The organism is Neisseria benedictiae (assembly GCF_958267435.1).
GTDB classification, from domain to species: Bacteria; Pseudomonadota; Gammaproteobacteria; order Burkholderiales; family Neisseriaceae; genus Neisseria; species Neisseria bergeri.
In genome coordinates this window covers 105,501-121,375 of the sequence record NZ_CATQFV010000049.1, presented here as the reverse complement: position 1 = coordinate 121,375, position 15,875 = coordinate 105,501, and the positions used below count along the sequence as shown (strand labels likewise).

The following is a 15,875-nucleotide window of genomic DNA, read 5'->3' as shown; positions in this document are numbered from 1 at the left end:
TGTGCCATTGTCCGAGTAGGACGGCTTTGAACATGGACAACAGGGGATAGGCGGGACGGCCGCGGTGGTCTCTAAGGTAACGGGTTCTTTGACGGTTCAGGTATTATTCGATCGGTTGCCAATCAATCACCTGATCCAATTTCAATAGTGGGAAGCGGCTGATGTGTTTGGCAATCATGGCTTGTGCAGTTTGCCGGAAGAAGGTGCTCGTGAGAAATCCCCTAAATGTCTTGGTGGGAATTTAGGGGATTTTGGGGAATTTTGCAAAGGTCTTAGGCTACCTGAAAAGTTTGGGAGATTTTCAGGTAGCCTTTGGTATTGGGCGCAACAGATGCAGGTACAGATTAGGCGGTGCGCCGTAATCGCACGAATGCCGATTCAACCCAAGCAGACATCAGTATTTGGGAAGCGGGTGTTTGATGGAGCAAAGGTTGTACGAAGGGTGGAAGGCAACCTGTGGGTGTTTGGTATGGTTGCGCTTGAAAAAACGTGTTTTAAGGGGCAAATGCCGTCTGAAAATCGGTTTCAGACGGCATTTTCGATTTATTCAAAGCAAACAGAAAAAGGCAGCAATATTTTGCAGTCTTCCTATTCACACAAGCGTTTTAGAATGTTGCGGCTACGCGGAAGCCGTACTCGTTAAACTCTTCGCTGTCTGTTTTGGTTTTGGTAGTATTCGAGACAAATTCGGCAGACTTGCGGATTGCGCGGTGGCGGTAGTATGGGTCAAACTCTACGCCGAGACTGCCGGTCAGTTGTTTGCCCATATTCAGCCCGTTGCTGACGAACCGGCCTTTGGAGTTTAGGTTGGCATCTTGGGAGGCAATTGCTATTTTGTTTTTGTTGCGGAGATAGACAGCCACCCCGCTTATGGCTTCAGAAACCAGCCTTCGCCAAGGTTTTGACGGATTTTACCATCTGCTTGCTGGGGGAGGCGTTCGCTTTTTGGGACAGGCGTAGCCGCAGCACTTTTCTCCCAGATAACGTTTAACTTGGACGCGCTCTAGACCGACACCGCCACGGAAACGTGTGGATTCGCCGACCGGTTGGGTGTAGGTATAACCGGCATACACGGAGCCGTTTTGCCTATTGCGCCGTTAGCGATGTGTGCATTCCCTCTTTTGTCGTCTGCATCGTTTTTGCTTCGGGCGTACTCTGTCTCAAAACGCATACTGTGGCGTTTGTTGAACAAAAGCCGATGGACGGTGTGCGTTGTTTTTCTTTCAAATTGCCGGTAGTGGCTTTGCCTTTAACATAAGCGGCAAAGACTTTGTATTCGCTTTTGCCGTTAGACTCGGGAATATCGGCTACCGTAACGGCGGACACGGCTGCAAGTGAGAGTGCAAGCAGGGTTTTTTTCATGTTTTTATAATGAGGATAAATAAATGGAAAAAGTGTGGGAAATACCCGCATTTCAATTAAATCTTTTTTCAAGCAATTAGTTCTTTTTGTTTTCAACATTTTCCTTGCGTATGAAATTTTGCCGGATGTGCAGGCGGAATCGGCAGCGGGGTGTCCTGTACCAGATTGTCGTGGAAACGGGAAAACGGATGTTCCGTGCGGTTTTGTCCGAATGAATGACGGGTATTGTTTTTATCAATCTATTTCTTTTTCTTTGAAATAAAATTCCTAAAATATTAAAAATATGAAATTTAAAATCTATGAAAAAAGATATATCAGTTATTTTGAAATAAAATAGCTTTGTAGTAATATGTTGCACTTGTTTGTGCAAGGTAAACGATGTAATCTAAGCCGCGTATAAAAACCCATCAGGAAAGATGCAAGATGACACATCATTACCCCACAGACGATATTAAGATTAAAGAAGTTAAAGAGTTGTTGCCGCCGATTGCCCATCTTTACGAGTTGCCGATTTCCAAAGAAGCTTCGGGCTTGGTTCACCGCACCCGTCAGGAAATTTCCGATTTGGTCCACGGCAGGGACAAGCGGCTGTTGGTCATTATCGGGCCGTGTTCGATTCACGATCCGAAAGCGGCGTTGGAATATGCGGAGCGTTTGTTGAAACTCCGCAATCAGTATAAAAACGAGCTTTTGATTGTGATGCGCGTTTATTTCGAGAAGCCGAGGACGACGGTGGGTTGGAAGGGCTTGATTAACGACCCGCATTTGGACGGTACATTCGATATCAATTTCGGTTTGCGTCAGGCGCGCAGCCTGTTGTTGTCGTTGAACAATATGGGTATGCCTGCCTCTACCGAGTTTTTGGATATGATTACGCCGCAATATTATGCGGACTTGATTTCTTGGGGGGCAATCGGCGCGCGGACGACCGAAAGCCAAGTTCACCGCGAATTGGCAAGCGGGCTGTCCTGCCCCGTCGGCTTTAAAAACGGTACGGATGGCAATTTGAAGATTGCCATTGACGCAATCGGTGCGGCGAGCCATTCGCATCATTTCTTGTCTGTAACCAAGGCCGGGCATTCCGCCATTGTCCATACCGGCGGCAATCCCGACTGTCATGTCATTTTGCGCGGCGGCAAAGAGCCGAATTATGATGCGGAACACGTCAGTGAGGCGGCGGAACAACTGCGTGCGGCAGGCGTAACCGACAAGCTGATGATTGATTGCAGCCACGCCAACAGCCGCAAGGATTACACCCGGCAGATGGAAGTGGCGCAAGACATTGCCGCCCAATTGGAACAGGACGGCGGCAATATTATGGGCGTGATGGTGGAAAGCCATTTGGTCGAAGGCAGGCAGGACAAGCCGGAAGTGTACGGCAAAAGCATTACCGATGCGTGTATTGGTTGGGACGCGACTGAAGAACTGTTGGCATTGTTGGCAGGTGCAAACAAAAAACGTATGGCGCGCGCCGGTTGAGATTTTTGACGCAGAATGTCATAAAATGCCGTCTGAAGCGTTCAGACGGCATTTTTGTGGAGGAAATATGCTCAAAATAACCCTAATTGCGGCGTGTGCGGAAAACCTGTGCATCGGGGCGGGCAATGCGATGCCTTGGCACATTCCCGAAGATTTCGCATTTTTCAAAGCCTATACCTTGGGCAAACCCGTCATTATGGGGCGGAAAACGTGGGAATCCCTGCCCGTCAAACCCCTGCCCGGACGGAGGAACATCGTCATCAGCCGGCAGGCGGATTATTGCGCGGCAGGCGCGGAAACGGCGGCAAGTTTGGAGGCTGCATTGGCATTGTGTGCCGGCGCGGAAGAAGCCGTCATTATGGGCGGCGCGCAGATATACGCACAAGCGATGCCGTTGGCGACCGATTTGCGGATAACCGAAGTGGATTTGTCGGTGGAAGGAGATGCGTTTTTCCCCGAAATAGACCGGACGCATTGGAAAGAAGCAGAGCGGACGGAACGCCGTGTCAGCAGCAAAGGCACGAGCTATGCTTTTGTGCATTATTTGAGATATTGAAATATAAACTCTCTATAAAATCCCCCGCAAATGATGGGCTGAAATAGAAAATATTGTTATTCCCCCGAAGATGGGAATCCGGGATTTTAAAGTTAGGGTAATTTATCCGAAATAACAACAATCTTTCCATCGTCATTCCCGCAAAAGCGGGAATCCGGAAACGAAAAGCTAAAGAAATTTATCGGAAAAAACCGAAGTTTAAAGAACCGGATTCCCGCCTGCGCGGGAATGACGAGATTTTAGGTTATGGGGATTTATTGGGAATAATGGAACAAAGAAAGCAGAAATAAGGATATAGAGGCTGTCTTTGGATTTGCGATGGTTGTCGGAGAATGCCGTCTGAAGCCGTTTCAGACGGCATTTTTCCAGCTTGAGAATGGATGCCTGCTCAAATAGGCATTGGTAAACATGCCGTCTGAAGTGATTTCCCGTCCCAGCCAGTCCGGACGGTCAAAATCGGCATTCTCGTCGGGCAACTCGATTTCCGCGACGACCAAAGGCGCGTTTTCGCCAAGGAAAACATCGACTTCAAACAGGCTGCCGCCCCATTTGACCGGATATCGCCATTTTTCCATCTTAAACGGGCACATCGTTTCCATCATCTTTTCCGCATCGGCAAGCGGGATTTCGTATTCGAACTCACTGCGGCTGAGTTCCGAAATATAGCCTTTCAGTGTCAGCCACGCCTGTTGTCCGACAATACGGACACGGACGGTACGTTCTTTCTCGACAGAAAGATAAGCCTGTTTCAAGAGCAGCGGCTCATCGGCGTATTGATGCCATTTGTCGTTTTCAATCAAAAAGCGGCGTTCGATTTCTACCGTCATAAGGCACTCCGTCAAAACGGTTTGAACACGACCAGATACAGCGCGGCAACCATCAGCAGCACGGGGATTTCGTTAAATACGCGATACCAGCGGTGTGAGAAAGTATTGCTGTAATTCTGAAAACGACGCAGCAGCACGCCGCAATACAACTGGTAAGCCAAAAGCATCAAGCCCAAACACAGTTTGACGTGTACCCAGCCGCTGCCCCACCAGCCGGCGGCAAACGGTATCGCCGCGCCGAACACGACCGCGCCGAAGCCCAAAGGCGACATAAAACGGTACAACCGCACCGCCATCCCCGACAGGCGCACATACTCCGGATTGCCGCGCGGCGCATCAATCATCGCCATATTGACGAAAATCCTCGGCAGGTAAAACAGCCCTGCAAACCACGAAATGACAAAAAACAAGTGAAACAGCTTGAACCAAGAAAACATCATCGCCCACACCCTGCCGAAAAGCGGTATTGTACAGGCAAACCGCTTGGGAAACGTGATAAAATCAGGCGGATAAACAAATCGAATAAATCCTTACCGCAAAACGGAGGCAAAATGCTCAAATCCATCGAACTCAATTCCCACATCCGCAACCGCCTTGCAGAATATCTGAAAGGCAGGGGTATGGATTTTCAGACGGCAATGCAGGAAGAAGAAGGCAACAAAGAAATCGCCTCCATCGTCCACAGCGGTCTGCCCACTCTGGTACGCAAACTGTATTCCGAACAAAAAATGCAGAAGTTTTTTTGGGACAAGCGGGATTTGATTGCCGACTACATCAGCCGCCGGATGCAGGGATAGGCGGCTGAAATCTGTTTTCAGGCAAGTGAAAAGACAATATGGCAGATTGAAATTATGCTTATCGTCATTCCCGCCTGCTCGGGAATCCGACTTGTCTGTTTCGGTTATTTTTCTTTTCGTAACTTTTGAGCCGTCATTCCCACCCGTGCGGGAATCCGACTTGTCCGGTTTCGGTTCTTTTTCTCGTTTCGGGTGATTTCTAAATCGTCATTCCCGCGCAGGCGGGAATCCAGACCTTCAAACCCCGGCCATCCCCGATAAATTCTTGCAGCATTGAAATTCTAGATTCCCACTTTCGCGGGAATGACGGCGGAGAGGTTTTTTGTTTTTCCTGATTTTTCATTGCGATGTAGTGTAATGTAGTATATAATCATTATAATTTTAACACTTGACAAAGGAAAATTTCTCATGACACTGAAAGCAAGCAAGCAAGCAAGCAAGCAAGCAAGCAAGCGGTCGGGTTAATCTATTAACATTATCTGTTTTATCGCTGTTTTGCACGCCATATGCTTGGGGTGCGGATGCGTACGATCCCGTCAAAGAAGCCGAGATTAGTAACCAATTTATCTTGAAGGATGCGGAAAACAGAAATTCCCACGTTTGGCGCGGCTCGTGCAGCATATCTTTTGATTGCTTCGGTATGTTCAGAGCTCAGCTTGGTTCAAATACTCGTTCTACCGAAATCGGCGACGATGCCGATTTTTCATTTTCAGACAAGCCGAAACCCGGCACTTCCCATTATTTCTCAAGCGGTAAAACCGATCAAAATTCATCCGAATATGGGTATGACGAAATCAACATCCAAGGTAAAAACTACAATAGCGGCATCCTCGCCGTCGATAATATGCCCGTTGTCAAAAAATATATTACAGAGAAGTATGGGGCTGATTTAAAGCAGGCGGTTAAAAGTCAATTACAGGATTTATACAAAACAAGACCGGAAGCTTGGGCAGAAAATAAAAAACGGACTGAGGAGGCGTATATAGCACAGTTTGGAACAAAATTTAGTACGCTCAAACAGACGATGCCCGATTTAATTAATAAATTGGTAGAAGATTCCGTACTCACTCCTCATAGTAATACATCACAGACTAGTCTCAACAACATCTTCAATAAAACACTGCACGTCAAAATCGAAAACAAATCCCACGTCGCCGGACAGGTGTTGGAACTGACCAAGATGACGCTGAAAGATTCCCTTTGGGAACCGCGCCGCCATTCCGACATCCATATGCTGGAAACTTCCGATAATGCCCGCATCCGCCTGAACACGAAAGATGAAAAACTGACCGTCCATAAAGCGTATCAGGGCGGCGCGGATTTCCTGTTCGGCTACGACGTGCGGGAGTCGGACAAACCCGCCCTGACCTTTGAAGACAAAGTCAGCGGACAATCCGGCGTGGTTTTGGAACGCCGGCCGGAAAATCTGAAAACGCTCGACGGGCGCAAACTGATTGCGGCGGAAAAGGCAGACCCTAATTCGTTTGCGTTTAAACAAAATTACCGGCTGGGACTGTACGAATTATTGCTCAAGCAATGCGAAGGCGGATTTTGCTTGGGTGTGCAGCGTTTGGCTATCCCCGAGGCGGAAGCGGTTTTATATGCCCAACAGGCTTATGCGGCAAATACTTTGTTTGGGCTGCGTGCCGCCGACAGGGGCGACGACGTGTATGCCGCCGATCCGTCCCGTCAAAAATTGTGGCTGCGCTTCATCGGCGGCCGGTCGAATCAAAATATACGGGGCGGCGCGGCTGCGGACGGGCGGCGCAAAGGCGTGCAAATCGGCGGCGAGGTGTTTGTACGGCAAAATGAAGGCAGTCGGCTGGCAATCGGCGTGATGGGCGGCAGGGTCGGCCAGCACGCATCAGTCAACGGCAAAGGCGGTGCGGCAGGCAGTTATTTGCATGGTTATGGCGGGGGTGTTTATGCTGCGTGGCATCAGTTGCGCGATAAACAAACGGGTGCGTATTTGGACGGCTGGTTGCAATACCAACGTTTCAAACATCGCATCAATGATGAAAACCGTGCGGAACGCTACAAAACCAAAGGTTGGACGGCTTCTGTCGAAGGCGGCTACAACGCGCTTGTGGCGGAAGGCGTTGTCGGAAAAGGCAATAATGTGCGGTTTTACCTGCAACCGCAGGCGCAGTTTACCTACTTGGGCGTAAACGGCGGCTTTACCGACAGCGAGGGGACGGCGGTCGGACTGCTCGGCAGCGGTCAGTGGCAAAGCCGCGCCGGCATTCGGGCAAAAACCCGTTTTGCTTTGCGTAATGGTGTCAATCTTCAGCCTTTTGCCGCTTTTAATGTTTTGCACAGGTCAAAATCTTTCGGCGTGGAAATGGACGGCGAAAAACAGACGCTGGCAGGCAGGACGGCACTCGAAGGGCGGTTCGGCATTGAAGCCGGTTGGAAAGGCCATATGTCCGCACGCATCGGATACGGCAAAAGGACGGACGGCGACAAAGAAGCCGCATTGTCGCTCAAATGGCTGTTTTGATGCGTCGGGAAATGTTTTGACGCACAGGCGGCACACCAATCCGAACCCTGCCGACCCGAAGGGCAGCGCATAATGATGAAACCGGCGGAAAACCGCCGGTTTTTTGCTGCCGTCTGAAACCCGATTCTGGCTTCAGACGGCATTGTCGCGGTATCGGGCGGCAGGGTTTGGAACAGCGGCATAAAAAACTGATACAATCCGCTGGTTGATAATGGTTATTTTTTATTTTTATTTTTGTGGGAAGACATTTATGCCTGCACGAAACAGATGGATGCTGCTGCTGCCTTTATTGGCAAGCGCGGCATATGCCGAAGAAACACCGCGCGAACCGGATTTGAGAAGCCGTCCCGAGTTCAGGCTTCATGAAGCGGAGGCCAAACCGATCGACAGGGAGAAGGTACCGGGGCAGGTGCGGGAAAAAGGAAAAGTTTTGCAGATTGACGGAGAAACCCTGCTGAAAAATCCCGAATTGCTGTCCCGCGCGATGTATTCCGCAGTAGTTTCAAACAATATTGCCGGTATCCGCGTTATTTTGCCGATTTACCTACAACAGGCGCAGCAGGATAAGATGCTGGCACTTTATGCACAAGGGATTTTGGCGCAGGCAGACGGTAGGGTGAAAGAAGCGATTTCCCATTACCGGGAATTGATTGCCGCCCAACCCGACGCGCCCGCCGTCCGTATGCGTTTGGCGGCGGCATTGTTTGAAGACAGGCAGAACGAGGCGGCGGCAGACCAGTTCGACCGCCTGAAGGCAGAAAACCTGCCGCCGCAGCTTATGGAGCAGGTCGAGCTGTACCGCAAGGCATTGCGCGAACGCGATGCGTGGAAGGTAAACGGCGGTTTCAGCGTTACCCGCGAACACAATATCAACCAAGCTCCGAAACAGCAGCAGTACGGCAACTGGACTTTCCCGAAACAGGTGGACGGCACGGCGGTCAATTACCGGCTCGGCGCGGAGAAAAAATGGTCGCTGAAAAACGGCTGGTACACGACGGCGGGCGGCGACGTGTCCGGCAGGGTTTATCCGGGGAATAAGAAATTCAACGATATGACGGCAGGTGTTTCCGGCGGCATCGGTTTTGCCGATCGGCGTAAAGATGTCGGGCTGGCAGTGTTCCACGAACGCCGCACCTACGGCAACGACGCTTATTCTTACGCCAACGGCGCACGCCTTTATTTCAACCGTTGGCAAACCCCGAAATGGCAAACGCTGTCTTCGGCGGAGTGGGGGCGTTTGAAGAATACGCGCCGGGCGCGTTCCGACAATACCCATTTGCAAATTTCCAATTCGCTGGTGTTTTACCGGAATGCGCGCCAATATTGGACGGGCGGTTTGGATTTTTACCGCGAGCGCAACCCCGCCGACCGTGGCGACAATTTCAACCGTTACGGCCTGCGCTTTGCCTGGGGGCAGGAATGGGGCGGCAGCGGCCTGTCTTCGCTGTTGCGCCTCGGCGCGGCGAAACGGCATTATGAAAAACCCGGCTTTTTCAGCGGTTTTAAAGGGGAAAGGCGCAGGGATAAAGAATTGGACACATCTTTGAGCCTTTGGCACCGGGCATTGCATTTCAAAGGCATCACGCCGCGCCTGACGCTGTCGCACCGCGAAACGTGGAGCAACGATGTGTTTAACGAATACGAGAAAAATCGGGTGTTTGTCGAGTTTAACAAAACGTTCTGATGTTTGGCGTGTTCTATAGTGGATTAACAAAAATCAGGACAAGGCGAGGCAACGCCGTACTGGTTTAAAGTTAATCCACTATATTTCAATCTGCTGTCAATTGAACCGGTACGCTGCAAGACTGAAAAATGCCGTCTGAAACGTTTCAGACGGCATTTTTTCGGCGTGAGGGTTTAGGCTTCGACAATTTTGCCGCGCAGGGAGAAGGTGTAGGCCTCGGTGATTTCCAAATCGATCATTTGGTTAATCATGTCGGGTGTGCCGGTAAAGTTGACCACGCGGTTGTTGGCGGTGCGGGCTTGCAGTTGGTCAGGGTCTTTTTTGGAGATACCTTCGACCAGGCAGCGTTGTACCGTGCCGACCATGGTTTGGTTGATGCGCGCGGTTTCGGCTTCGATGACTTCGTTCAAAGCTTCGAGGCGGCGCACTTTTTCTTCATGCGGCGTGTCGTCGTGCAGGTTGGCGGCAGGCGTGCCAGGGCGCGGACTGTAAATAAAGACGAAGCTCAAGTCGAAGGCAATATCTTTGACCAGTTTCAAGGTTTGCTCGAACTCGCGCTCGGTCTCGCCGGGGAAGCCGACGATAAAGTCGGAGCTCAGGCATAAATCAGGGCGGATGGCACGCAGTTTGCGGATGATGGATTTGTATTCCAAAGCGGTGTAGCCGCGTTTCATCGCGCTCAATACGCGGTCGGAACCGCTTTGAATCGGCAGGTGCAGGTGGGAAACCAGCTTCGGCAGGTCGCGGTAGCACTCGATAATCGCGTCGGTAAATTCGCGCGGATGGCTGGTGGTAAAGCGCAGGCGTTCGATGCCGGGGATTTCGTGGACGATACGCAGCAGGGTGGCAAAGTCGCAGATTTCGCCGTTTTCCATTTCGCCGCGATAGGCGTTGACGTTTTGGCCTAAGAGGTTGATTTCTTTAACGCCTTGTTGCGCTAGACCGGCAATCTCGGTCAATACGTCGTTGAGCGGGCGGGAGAATTCTTCGCCGCGGGTGTAAGGGACGACGCAGTAAGAGCAGTATTTGGAACAGCCTTCCATAATGGAAATGAATGCCGAACCGCCTTCTACGCGCGCAGGCGGCAGGTGGTCGAATTTTTCGATTTCGGGGAAGGAAATATCGATTTGCGAGAGACCGGTGGTTTCTTTATCGACGATGAGTTTGGGCAGGCGGTGCAGCGTTTGCGGGCCGAAAACCACGTCCACATACGGCGCGCGTTTGACGATGTTTTCGCCTTCTTGCGAGGCGACGCAGCCGGCAACGCCGATGATGAGGTCGGGATTTTTTTCTTTGAGCGGACGGACACGCCCCAAATCGGAGAAAACTTTTTCTTGCGCTTTTTCACGCACGGAACAGGTGTTGAACAAGATGATGTCGGCGTCGTCGGGCTGGGTAACCTGCTCGATGCCGCCGTGTTCTTCGGCAAGGACGGACAGCATTTTTTCGCTGTCGTACTCGTTCATTTGGCAACCGAAGGTACGGATAAATACTTTTTTCATGGTTTGTGTCTTTCTCAGGCAGCCGTAATTGCGGGGCTGATTGTTGTTGGAATGAAAAAATTTCAGACGGCATGACGGTGCCGTCTGAAAATCGGTGCGGATTATAGCACGATGTGGGTTTTGTAAACAGAATATTGTTTTTAATATGAATTTATACGGTTTTGATGGCTGTATAATGAAGGTTTGATTTGACGGAGATGTATATGAGACCAGTTGTATGGGCGGCATTGCTGCTGTGTGCGTGTACCAGCAATTTCGGCGACAGGGAACATCAGTTCCTGCGTTATCAGACGGAAGAGGGAATCGCACAAACGGTTGTTAAGGGCAAAACGACCCGGGCGGAGGTAGAGGCACGTTTCGGGAAGCGCAATCCTTTCGGCTGTTATGCCTATCATGAAGTCAGCCTGCCGATTTATAATTTTTTGCCGACCAATTTCATTTATATGAAATCAGAACGCCGGCATTGGGAGTGGTGTGTGGATTACGACGGGGAGGGAGTTGTCCGGGACTACCGCTTTACACATAAAGTGGAAAAAGACGAGCGTTCCGTCATCCGGGATACGGTTGACGTCATCCGCAAAGAAGCGGGCAAATCCTTGTCGCAACCTGAAAAATGATAAAATGGGGCTTTCTGCTTCCAAGCCCGAAACCTGCCGTTCAGACGGCATTTGAGGATAAATATGAACCGTAACGAAATTTTATTCGACCGCGCCAAAGCCATCATCCCCGGCGGCGTGAATTCCCCCGTCCGCGCATTCGGCAGCGTCGGCGGCGTGCCGCGCTTTATCAAAAAAGCCGAAGGCGCGTATGTTTGGGACGAAAACGGCACGCGCTACACCGACTATGTCGGTTCGTGGGGGCCCGCGATTGTCGGACACGCGCACCCCGAAGTCATCGAAGCCGTGCGCGAAGCCGCGTTAGGCGGTTTATCGTTCGGCGCGCCTACCGAAGGCGAAATCGTCATCGCTGAAGAAATCGCCAAAATCATGCCGTCCGTCGAACGGCTGCGCCTTGTCAGCTCCGGTACCGAAGCCACCATGACCGCCATCCGTCTGGCACGCGGTTTTACCGGCCGCGACAAAATCATCAAATTTGAAGGCTGCTACCACGGCCATTCCGACAGCCTGTTGGTGAAAGCAGGCAGCGGTCTGTTGACGTTTGGCAATCCTTCTTCCGCCGGTGTGCCTGCCGACTTTACCAAACATACTTTGGTACTCGAATACAACAATATCGCCCAACTGGAAGAAGCCTTTGCTCAAAGCGGCAATGACATTGCCTGTGTGATTTTGGAGCCTTTCGTCGGAAATATGAACCTTGTCCGCCCGACCGAAGCCTTTGTCAAAGCCCTGCGCGGATTGACCGAAAAACACGGCGCGGTGTTGATTTACGACGAAGTGATGACCGGTTTCCGCGTCGCGCTCGGCGGCGCGCAATCTTTGCACGGCATCACGCCCGACCTGACCACGATGGGCAAAGTCATCGGCGGCGGTATGCCGCTTGCCGCGTTCGGCGGCCGTAAAGACATCATGGAATGTATTTCCCCGCTGGGCGGCGTGTATCAGGCAGGCACCTTGTCGGGCAACCCGATTGCCGTCGCCGCAGGCTTGAAAACACTGGAAATCATCCAGCGCGAAGGCTTCTATGAAAACCTGACCGTTTTGACACAACGCCTTGCCAACGGTATTGCCGCCGCCGCCAAAGCGCACGGTATCGAGTTCACCGCCGACAGCGTGGGCGGTATGTTCGGCCTGTATTTTGCCAGCCATACGCCGCAAAACTACGGCGACATGGCGCGCTCCAATATCGACGCTTTCAAACGCTTCTTCCACGGCATGCTCGACCGCGGCATTGCCTTCGGCCCGTCCGCTTATGAAGCAGGTTTCGTTTCCGCCGCGCATACGCCCGAGCTGATTGACGAAACGGTTGCGGTTGCGGTTGAAGTGTTCAAGGCGATGGCTGAATGATGTTTTGACGGACAGGGTTTTTTTGTTCGATTTGTTTGGCAGATTGAAGTAAGAATGCACACGCCCGTCATTCCCGCGCAGGCGGGAATCCAGACCTTTCAGTTTCTGTAATGATTGAAAATAACGGCAAGCCCGACCTTCCGGATTCCCGCCTGCGCGGGAATGACGGGCGTGTATATTTTTGATTTCAATCTGCTGTAAAAATGCCGTCTGAAATGCAAACAGCGTTTCAGACGGCATTGTTTGTTTCTTATTGCGCTTCGGCTTTCGGGGCGGAAATTAGAAAGTGTTCGCGGTAGTGGCGCATTTCTTCGATGCTCTCCAAAATGTCGTCCAATGCCTTGTGCGAACCGCGTTTGACCACGCTTTTGGCAACGGGCGGATTCCAGCGTTTGGCAAGCTCTTTGAGCGTGGAAACGTCAAGGTTGCGGTAGTGGAAGTAGTTTTCCAGTTTCGGCATATATTTGACCATAAAACGCCGGTCTTGGTGGATGGAGTTGCCGCACATCGGCGTGGCGCGTTCGGGTACCCATTCCGACATAAAGTCCAGCAGTTTCTGTTCGACTTCGGCTTCGGTATGCGACGATTCGCGTACGCGCTGTGTCAGCCCCGTCCTGCCGTGTGTGGCGGTGTTCCACTCGTCCATATTGTCGAGCAGCTCGTCACTTTGGTGGATGGCGTAAACTTCGGATTGCGCCAATACATTCAAATCCGAGTCGGTAATAATCATCGCGACTTCGATAATGCGGTCGGTTTCGGGATTCAGCCCCGTCATTTCCATATCGAGCCAGCATAGGTTGTTTTTATCCTGCATGATGTTTCCTTTGCTTGTCAGCGTTTTGTCCCGCTCAATCGCGCCCATCCTTCTTCGGTTTCCGCAGGATCGAGATCGAACCATTGGCTGTAAATGCCGCTGAGTTCTTCGATTTGTTCGTCCAACAAACCGGATAACACGATGCGGCCGCCTTGTTTGGTGCGGGCGGCAAGCATTTCGCCGAGCATACGTAAAGGGTTGGCGAGGATGTTGGCGACAACTACGTCGAATTGCCCTTGAGGCAGGCCGTCGGGCAGGAAGAATTGTGCATCGACGTTGTTTTGTTCGGCGTTGTTCTTGCTGGCACGGATGGCCTGTTCGTCAATATCGACGCCGACGGCAGAACCTGCGCCGAGTTTGAGGGCGGCGATGGTCAGGATACCTGAACCGCAGCCGTAGTCGAGGACGCTTTCGCCGTTTTTGAGTTGTGTATCCAACCATTTGAGGCAGAGGCGTGTGGTCGGGTGGCTGCCGGTTCCGAAGGCGAGGCCGGGATCGAGGCGTAGGTTGACGGCAGTGTCTTCGGGGGCTTCGTGCCAAGAGGGGGTAATCCACAGGCGTTCGGAAATTTGGATGGGGTCGAATTGTGCTTGGGTCAGGCGTACCCAGTCTTGGTCTTCGAGGGTTTCACCGGTGTATGCCAAGTCTTTTAATCCGCATTCTTGTGCGGCGGTTTGGATGATGGAGGCGGCTTCGTCGTGTTCGCCGAACAGGGCGATGACTTTGCTCTGCTGCCAGATTTGTTCGGTCGGCATACCGGGTTCGCCAAAGATGGCTTGTTCGTTTTCGGTGCCTGCATAGGCATCTTCGATAGCGGCGGAGAGTGCACCGTGTTCCATCAGGGTGTCGGCGAGGCGTTCGGCGACGGCATCGTTGACGTTGATGGTGATTTGTTGGTAAGGCATAGAGGGCTTTCTTGGAAATATCGAAATCGGTTTCAGACGGCGGAGCAAGGGAAATGCCGTCTGAACGCGGAAGGGCGGTTTCAGACGGCATATCGGCGGCGGTTTATTTGTCCTGTTTGGCTTTGCGTTCTTCCAGCCAGTGTTCCAAATAATGAATGCTCACGCCTCCTTCTTGGAAACCCGCATCGGCGAACAGGTCGCGGTGCAGCGGCGTATTCGTTTTGATGCCGGTAATCGCCAGCTCGGCGAGGGCGACGCGCATTTTTGCCATTGCCTGTTCGCGCGTTTTGCCGTGTACGCAGATTTTGCCAATCAGGCTGTCGTAGTAAGGAGGGATGCGGTAGCCTTGGTAGATGTGGCTGTCAACGCGGATGCCGAAGCCGCCGGGCAGGTGGCAGCTTTCAATCGGGCCCGGGCTGGGGATGAAGTTGTACGGGTCTTCGGCGTTGATACGGCACTCGAAGGCGTGGCCTTCGATTTTGATGTCTTTCTGTTTGTATTGCAGCGGCAGGCCGGATGCGATACGCAATTGTTCTTGTACGATGTCCACGCCGGTGATGAGTTCGGTAACCGGATGCTCGACCTGAACGCGCGTGTTCATCTCGATAAAGAAGAATTCGCCGTCTTCGTACAGGAATTCAAACGTACCCGCGCCGCGATAGCCGATGCGTTTGCACGCGTCGGCACAGGCTTTGCCGATTTTTTTGCGTGCCTCTTCATCGATGAACGGGGCAGGTGCTTCCTCGATGACTTTCTGGTGGCGGCGCTGCATTGAACAGTCGCGCTCGGCGAGGTAGACGGCGTTGCCGTGTTCGTCGGCAATCACTTGGATTTCGACGTGGCGCGGACGTTGCAGGTAGCGTTCCATATAAACCATCGGGTTGCCGAACGCCGCGCCTGCTTCTGCCTTGGTCATTTCGACAGATTGGAGGAGGTCTTCTTTTTTCTCGACGACGCGCATACCGCGCCCGCCGCCGCCGCCAGAGGCTTTGATAATGACGGGATAACCGACTTTGTCGGCGATTTTGAGGATTTCGGCATCATTGTCGGGCAGTGCGCCGTCAGAGCCGGGAACGCAGGGCACGCCTGCCGCTATCATCGCGTGTTTGGCGGAAACTTTGTCGCCCATCAGGCGGATGGTGTCGGGTTTCGGGCCGATAAAGGTAAAGCCGGACTGCTCAACCTGTTCGGCAAAATCGGCGTTTTCGGCAAGGAAGCCGTAGCCCGGGTGGACAGCGTCCGCGCAGCTTACTTCGGCGGCGGCGATAAGGGCGGGGACGTTGAGGTAGCTTTGCGCGGAGGCGGCAGGGCCGATGCACACGGATTCGTCGGCGAGTTTGACGTGGAGACTGTCTTTGTCGGCCTCGGAATGCACGGCGACGGTGGCGATACCCATTTCGCGGCAGGCGCGCAGCACGCGCAAGGCGATTTCGCCCCGGTTTGCGATAAGGACTTTTTTCAGCATAATGACTGTTCCTGTGGTTC

At 52.2% G+C, this 15,875-nt stretch carries 15 protein-coding genes and 2 pseudogenes; 7 read left to right on the top strand and 10 right to left on the bottom strand.

Annotated elements, in window-relative coordinates:
* The 4 genes and pseudogenes from Q3O12_RS05040 to Q3O12_RS05025 all read right to left on the bottom strand — a co-directional run.
* A pseudogene (locus Q3O12_RS05040) lies at positions 1–178 on the bottom strand (transposase); the annotation flags it as partial.
* 427 nt (positions 179–605) lie between these two features.
* Positions 606–863: a hypothetical protein gene (locus Q3O12_RS05035; RefSeq protein WP_301669615.1), complete on the bottom strand. Its 258-nt coding sequence runs from the start codon at positions 861–863 to the stop codon at positions 606–608.
* A 48-nt stretch (positions 864–911) separates the two neighbouring features.
* The gene (locus Q3O12_RS05030) at positions 912–1,073 is read right to left on the bottom strand and encodes a hypothetical protein (RefSeq protein WP_301669614.1); all 162 of its coding nucleotides are present in this window, start codon (positions 1,071–1,073) and stop codon (positions 912–914) included.
* Between the two features lie 13 nt (positions 1,074–1,086).
* Positions 1,087–1,461: a hypothetical protein gene (locus tag Q3O12_RS05025; RefSeq protein ID WP_301669613.1), complete on the bottom strand. Its 375-nt coding sequence runs from the start codon at positions 1,459–1,461 to the stop codon at positions 1,087–1,089.
* Between the two features lie 324 nt (positions 1,462–1,785).
* Between Q3O12_RS05025 and aroG the strand changes: the two genes are divergently transcribed.
* Both aroG and Q3O12_RS05015 read left to right on the top strand, forming a co-directional pair.
* Positions 1,786–2,841: a 3-deoxy-7-phosphoheptulonate synthase AroG gene (gene aroG, locus Q3O12_RS05020; protein WP_115119679.1), complete on the top strand. Its 1,056-nt coding sequence runs from the start codon at positions 1,786–1,788 to the stop codon at positions 2,839–2,841.
* Between the two features lie 67 nt (positions 2,842–2,908).
* On the top strand, positions 2,909–3,397 hold the full coding sequence (locus Q3O12_RS05015) for a dihydrofolate reductase (protein ID WP_025457694.1): 489 nt from the start codon (positions 2,909–2,911) through the stop codon (positions 3,395–3,397).
* A gap of 350 nt (positions 3,398–3,747) precedes the next feature.
* Here Q3O12_RS05015 and Q3O12_RS05010 read toward each other — a convergent pair whose 3' ends face one another.
* Both Q3O12_RS05010 and Q3O12_RS05005 read right to left on the bottom strand, forming a co-directional pair.
* The gene (locus Q3O12_RS05010; protein WP_301669612.1) at positions 3,748–4,224 is read right to left on the bottom strand and encodes a CYTH domain-containing protein; all 477 of its coding nucleotides are present in this window, start codon (positions 4,222–4,224) and stop codon (positions 3,748–3,750) included.
* Between the two features lie 11 nt (positions 4,225–4,235).
* Positions 4,236–4,664 (bottom strand): CopD family protein, encoded by a 429-nt coding sequence (locus Q3O12_RS05005; protein WP_079873751.1) that lies wholly within the window; start codon positions 4,662–4,664, stop codon positions 4,236–4,238.
* A gap of 111 nt (positions 4,665–4,775) precedes the next feature.
* Here Q3O12_RS05005 and Q3O12_RS05000 point away from each other — a divergent pair, with 111 nt between their 5' ends.
* The 3 genes and pseudogenes from Q3O12_RS05000 (at position 4,776) to Q3O12_RS04990 (ending at position 9,205) form a co-directional block, all read left to right on the top strand.
* Positions 4,776–5,021 carry a hypothetical protein gene (locus tag Q3O12_RS05000; protein ID WP_118847075.1) on the top strand — a complete coding sequence of 82 codons (246 nt, stop codon included), beginning with the start codon at positions 4,776–4,778 and terminating at the stop codon, positions 5,019–5,021.
* A 418-nt stretch (positions 5,022–5,439) separates the two neighbouring features.
* Positions 5,440–7,521, top strand: a pseudogene (locus Q3O12_RS04995) (autotransporter outer membrane beta-barrel domain-containing protein); the annotation flags it as partial.
* Positions 7,522–7,738: 217 nt separating this feature from the next.
* Positions 7,739–9,205: a surface lipoprotein assembly modifier gene (locus Q3O12_RS04990; protein WP_439794264.1), complete on the top strand. Its 1,467-nt coding sequence runs from the start codon at positions 7,739–7,741 to the stop codon at positions 9,203–9,205.
* A 173-nt stretch (positions 9,206–9,378) separates the two neighbouring features.
* Here the strand turns inward: Q3O12_RS04990 and miaB are convergent, their stop codons facing one another.
* Positions 9,379–10,707, bottom strand: coding sequence for a tRNA (N6-isopentenyl adenosine(37)-C2)-methylthiotransferase MiaB (gene miaB, locus Q3O12_RS04985; RefSeq protein WP_107863833.1), 1,329 nt, complete (start codon positions 10,705–10,707; stop codon positions 9,379–9,381).
* Between the two features lie 203 nt (positions 10,708–10,910).
* Between miaB and Q3O12_RS04980 the strand changes: the two genes are divergently transcribed.
* Together Q3O12_RS04980 and hemL are read left to right on the top strand one after the other, a co-directional pair.
* Positions 10,911–11,324 carry a glucosamine-fructose-6-phosphate aminotransferase gene (locus tag Q3O12_RS04980; RefSeq protein WP_301669611.1) on the top strand — a complete coding sequence of 138 codons (414 nt, stop codon included), beginning with the start codon at positions 10,911–10,913 and terminating at the stop codon, positions 11,322–11,324.
* Positions 11,325–11,387: 63 nt separating this feature from the next.
* Positions 11,388–12,671 (top strand): glutamate-1-semialdehyde 2,1-aminomutase, encoded by a 1,284-nt coding sequence (gene hemL, locus Q3O12_RS04975; protein WP_301669610.1) that lies wholly within the window; start codon positions 11,388–11,390, stop codon positions 12,669–12,671.
* 250 nt (positions 12,672–12,921) lie between these two features.
* Here hemL and orn read toward each other — a convergent pair whose 3' ends face one another.
* The 3 genes from orn to accC all read right to left on the bottom strand — a co-directional run bounded on the left by orn (position 12,922) and on the right by accC (position 15,855).
* The gene (orn, locus tag Q3O12_RS04970; RefSeq protein ID WP_118792868.1) at positions 12,922–13,485 is read right to left on the bottom strand and encodes an oligoribonuclease; all 564 of its coding nucleotides are present in this window, start codon (positions 13,483–13,485) and stop codon (positions 12,922–12,924) included.
* A gap of 17 nt (positions 13,486–13,502) precedes the next feature.
* The gene (prmA, locus tag Q3O12_RS04965; RefSeq protein ID WP_301669609.1) at positions 13,503–14,390 is read right to left on the bottom strand and encodes a 50S ribosomal protein L11 methyltransferase; all 888 of its coding nucleotides are present in this window, start codon (positions 14,388–14,390) and stop codon (positions 13,503–13,505) included.
* A gap of 103 nt (positions 14,391–14,493) precedes the next feature.
* Positions 14,494–15,855, bottom strand: a complete 1,362-nt coding sequence (accC, locus tag Q3O12_RS04960) for an acetyl-CoA carboxylase biotin carboxylase subunit (protein ID WP_301669608.1) — start codon at positions 15,853–15,855, stop codon at positions 14,494–14,496.
* Between the last annotated feature and the right edge of the window lie 20 nt (positions 15,856–15,875).

Coding starts and splice junctions, on each gene's coding strand:
- Q3O12_RS05025 (WP_301669613.1), bottom strand. CDS start 1,461: ATGTTGAAAACAAAAAGAACTAATTGCTTGAAAAAAGATTTAATTGAA.
- aroG (WP_115119679.1), top strand. CDS start 1,786: ATGACACATCATTACCCCACAGACGATATTAAGATTAAAGAAGTTAAA.
- Q3O12_RS05015 (WP_025457694.1), top strand. CDS start 2,909: ATGCTCAAAATAACCCTAATTGCGGCGTGTGCGGAAAACCTGTGCATC.
- Q3O12_RS05010 (WP_301669612.1), bottom strand. CDS start 4,224: ATGACGGTAGAAATCGAACGCCGCTTTTTGATTGAAAACGACAAATGG.
- Q3O12_RS05005 (WP_079873751.1), bottom strand. CDS start 4,664: ATGATGTTTTCTTGGTTCAAGCTGTTTCACTTGTTTTTTGTCATTTCG.
- Q3O12_RS05000 (WP_118847075.1), top strand. CDS start 4,776: ATGCTCAAATCCATCGAACTCAATTCCCACATCCGCAACCGCCTTGCA.
- miaB (WP_107863833.1), bottom strand. CDS start 10,707: ATGAAAAAAGTATTTATCCGTACCTTCGGTTGCCAAATGAACGAGTAC.
- Q3O12_RS04980 (WP_301669611.1), top strand. CDS start 10,911: ATGAGACCAGTTGTATGGGCGGCATTGCTGCTGTGTGCGTGTACCAGC.
- hemL (WP_301669610.1), top strand. CDS start 11,388: ATGAACCGTAACGAAATTTTATTCGACCGCGCCAAAGCCATCATCCCC.
- orn (WP_118792868.1), bottom strand. CDS start 13,485: ATGCAGGATAAAAACAACCTATGCTGGCTCGATATGGAAATGACGGGG.
- prmA (WP_301669609.1), bottom strand. CDS start 14,390: ATGCCTTACCAACAAATCACCATCAACGTCAACGATGCCGTCGCCGAA.
- accC (WP_301669608.1), bottom strand. CDS start 15,855: ATGCTGAAAAAAGTCCTTATCGCAAACCGGGGCGAAATCGCCTTGCGC.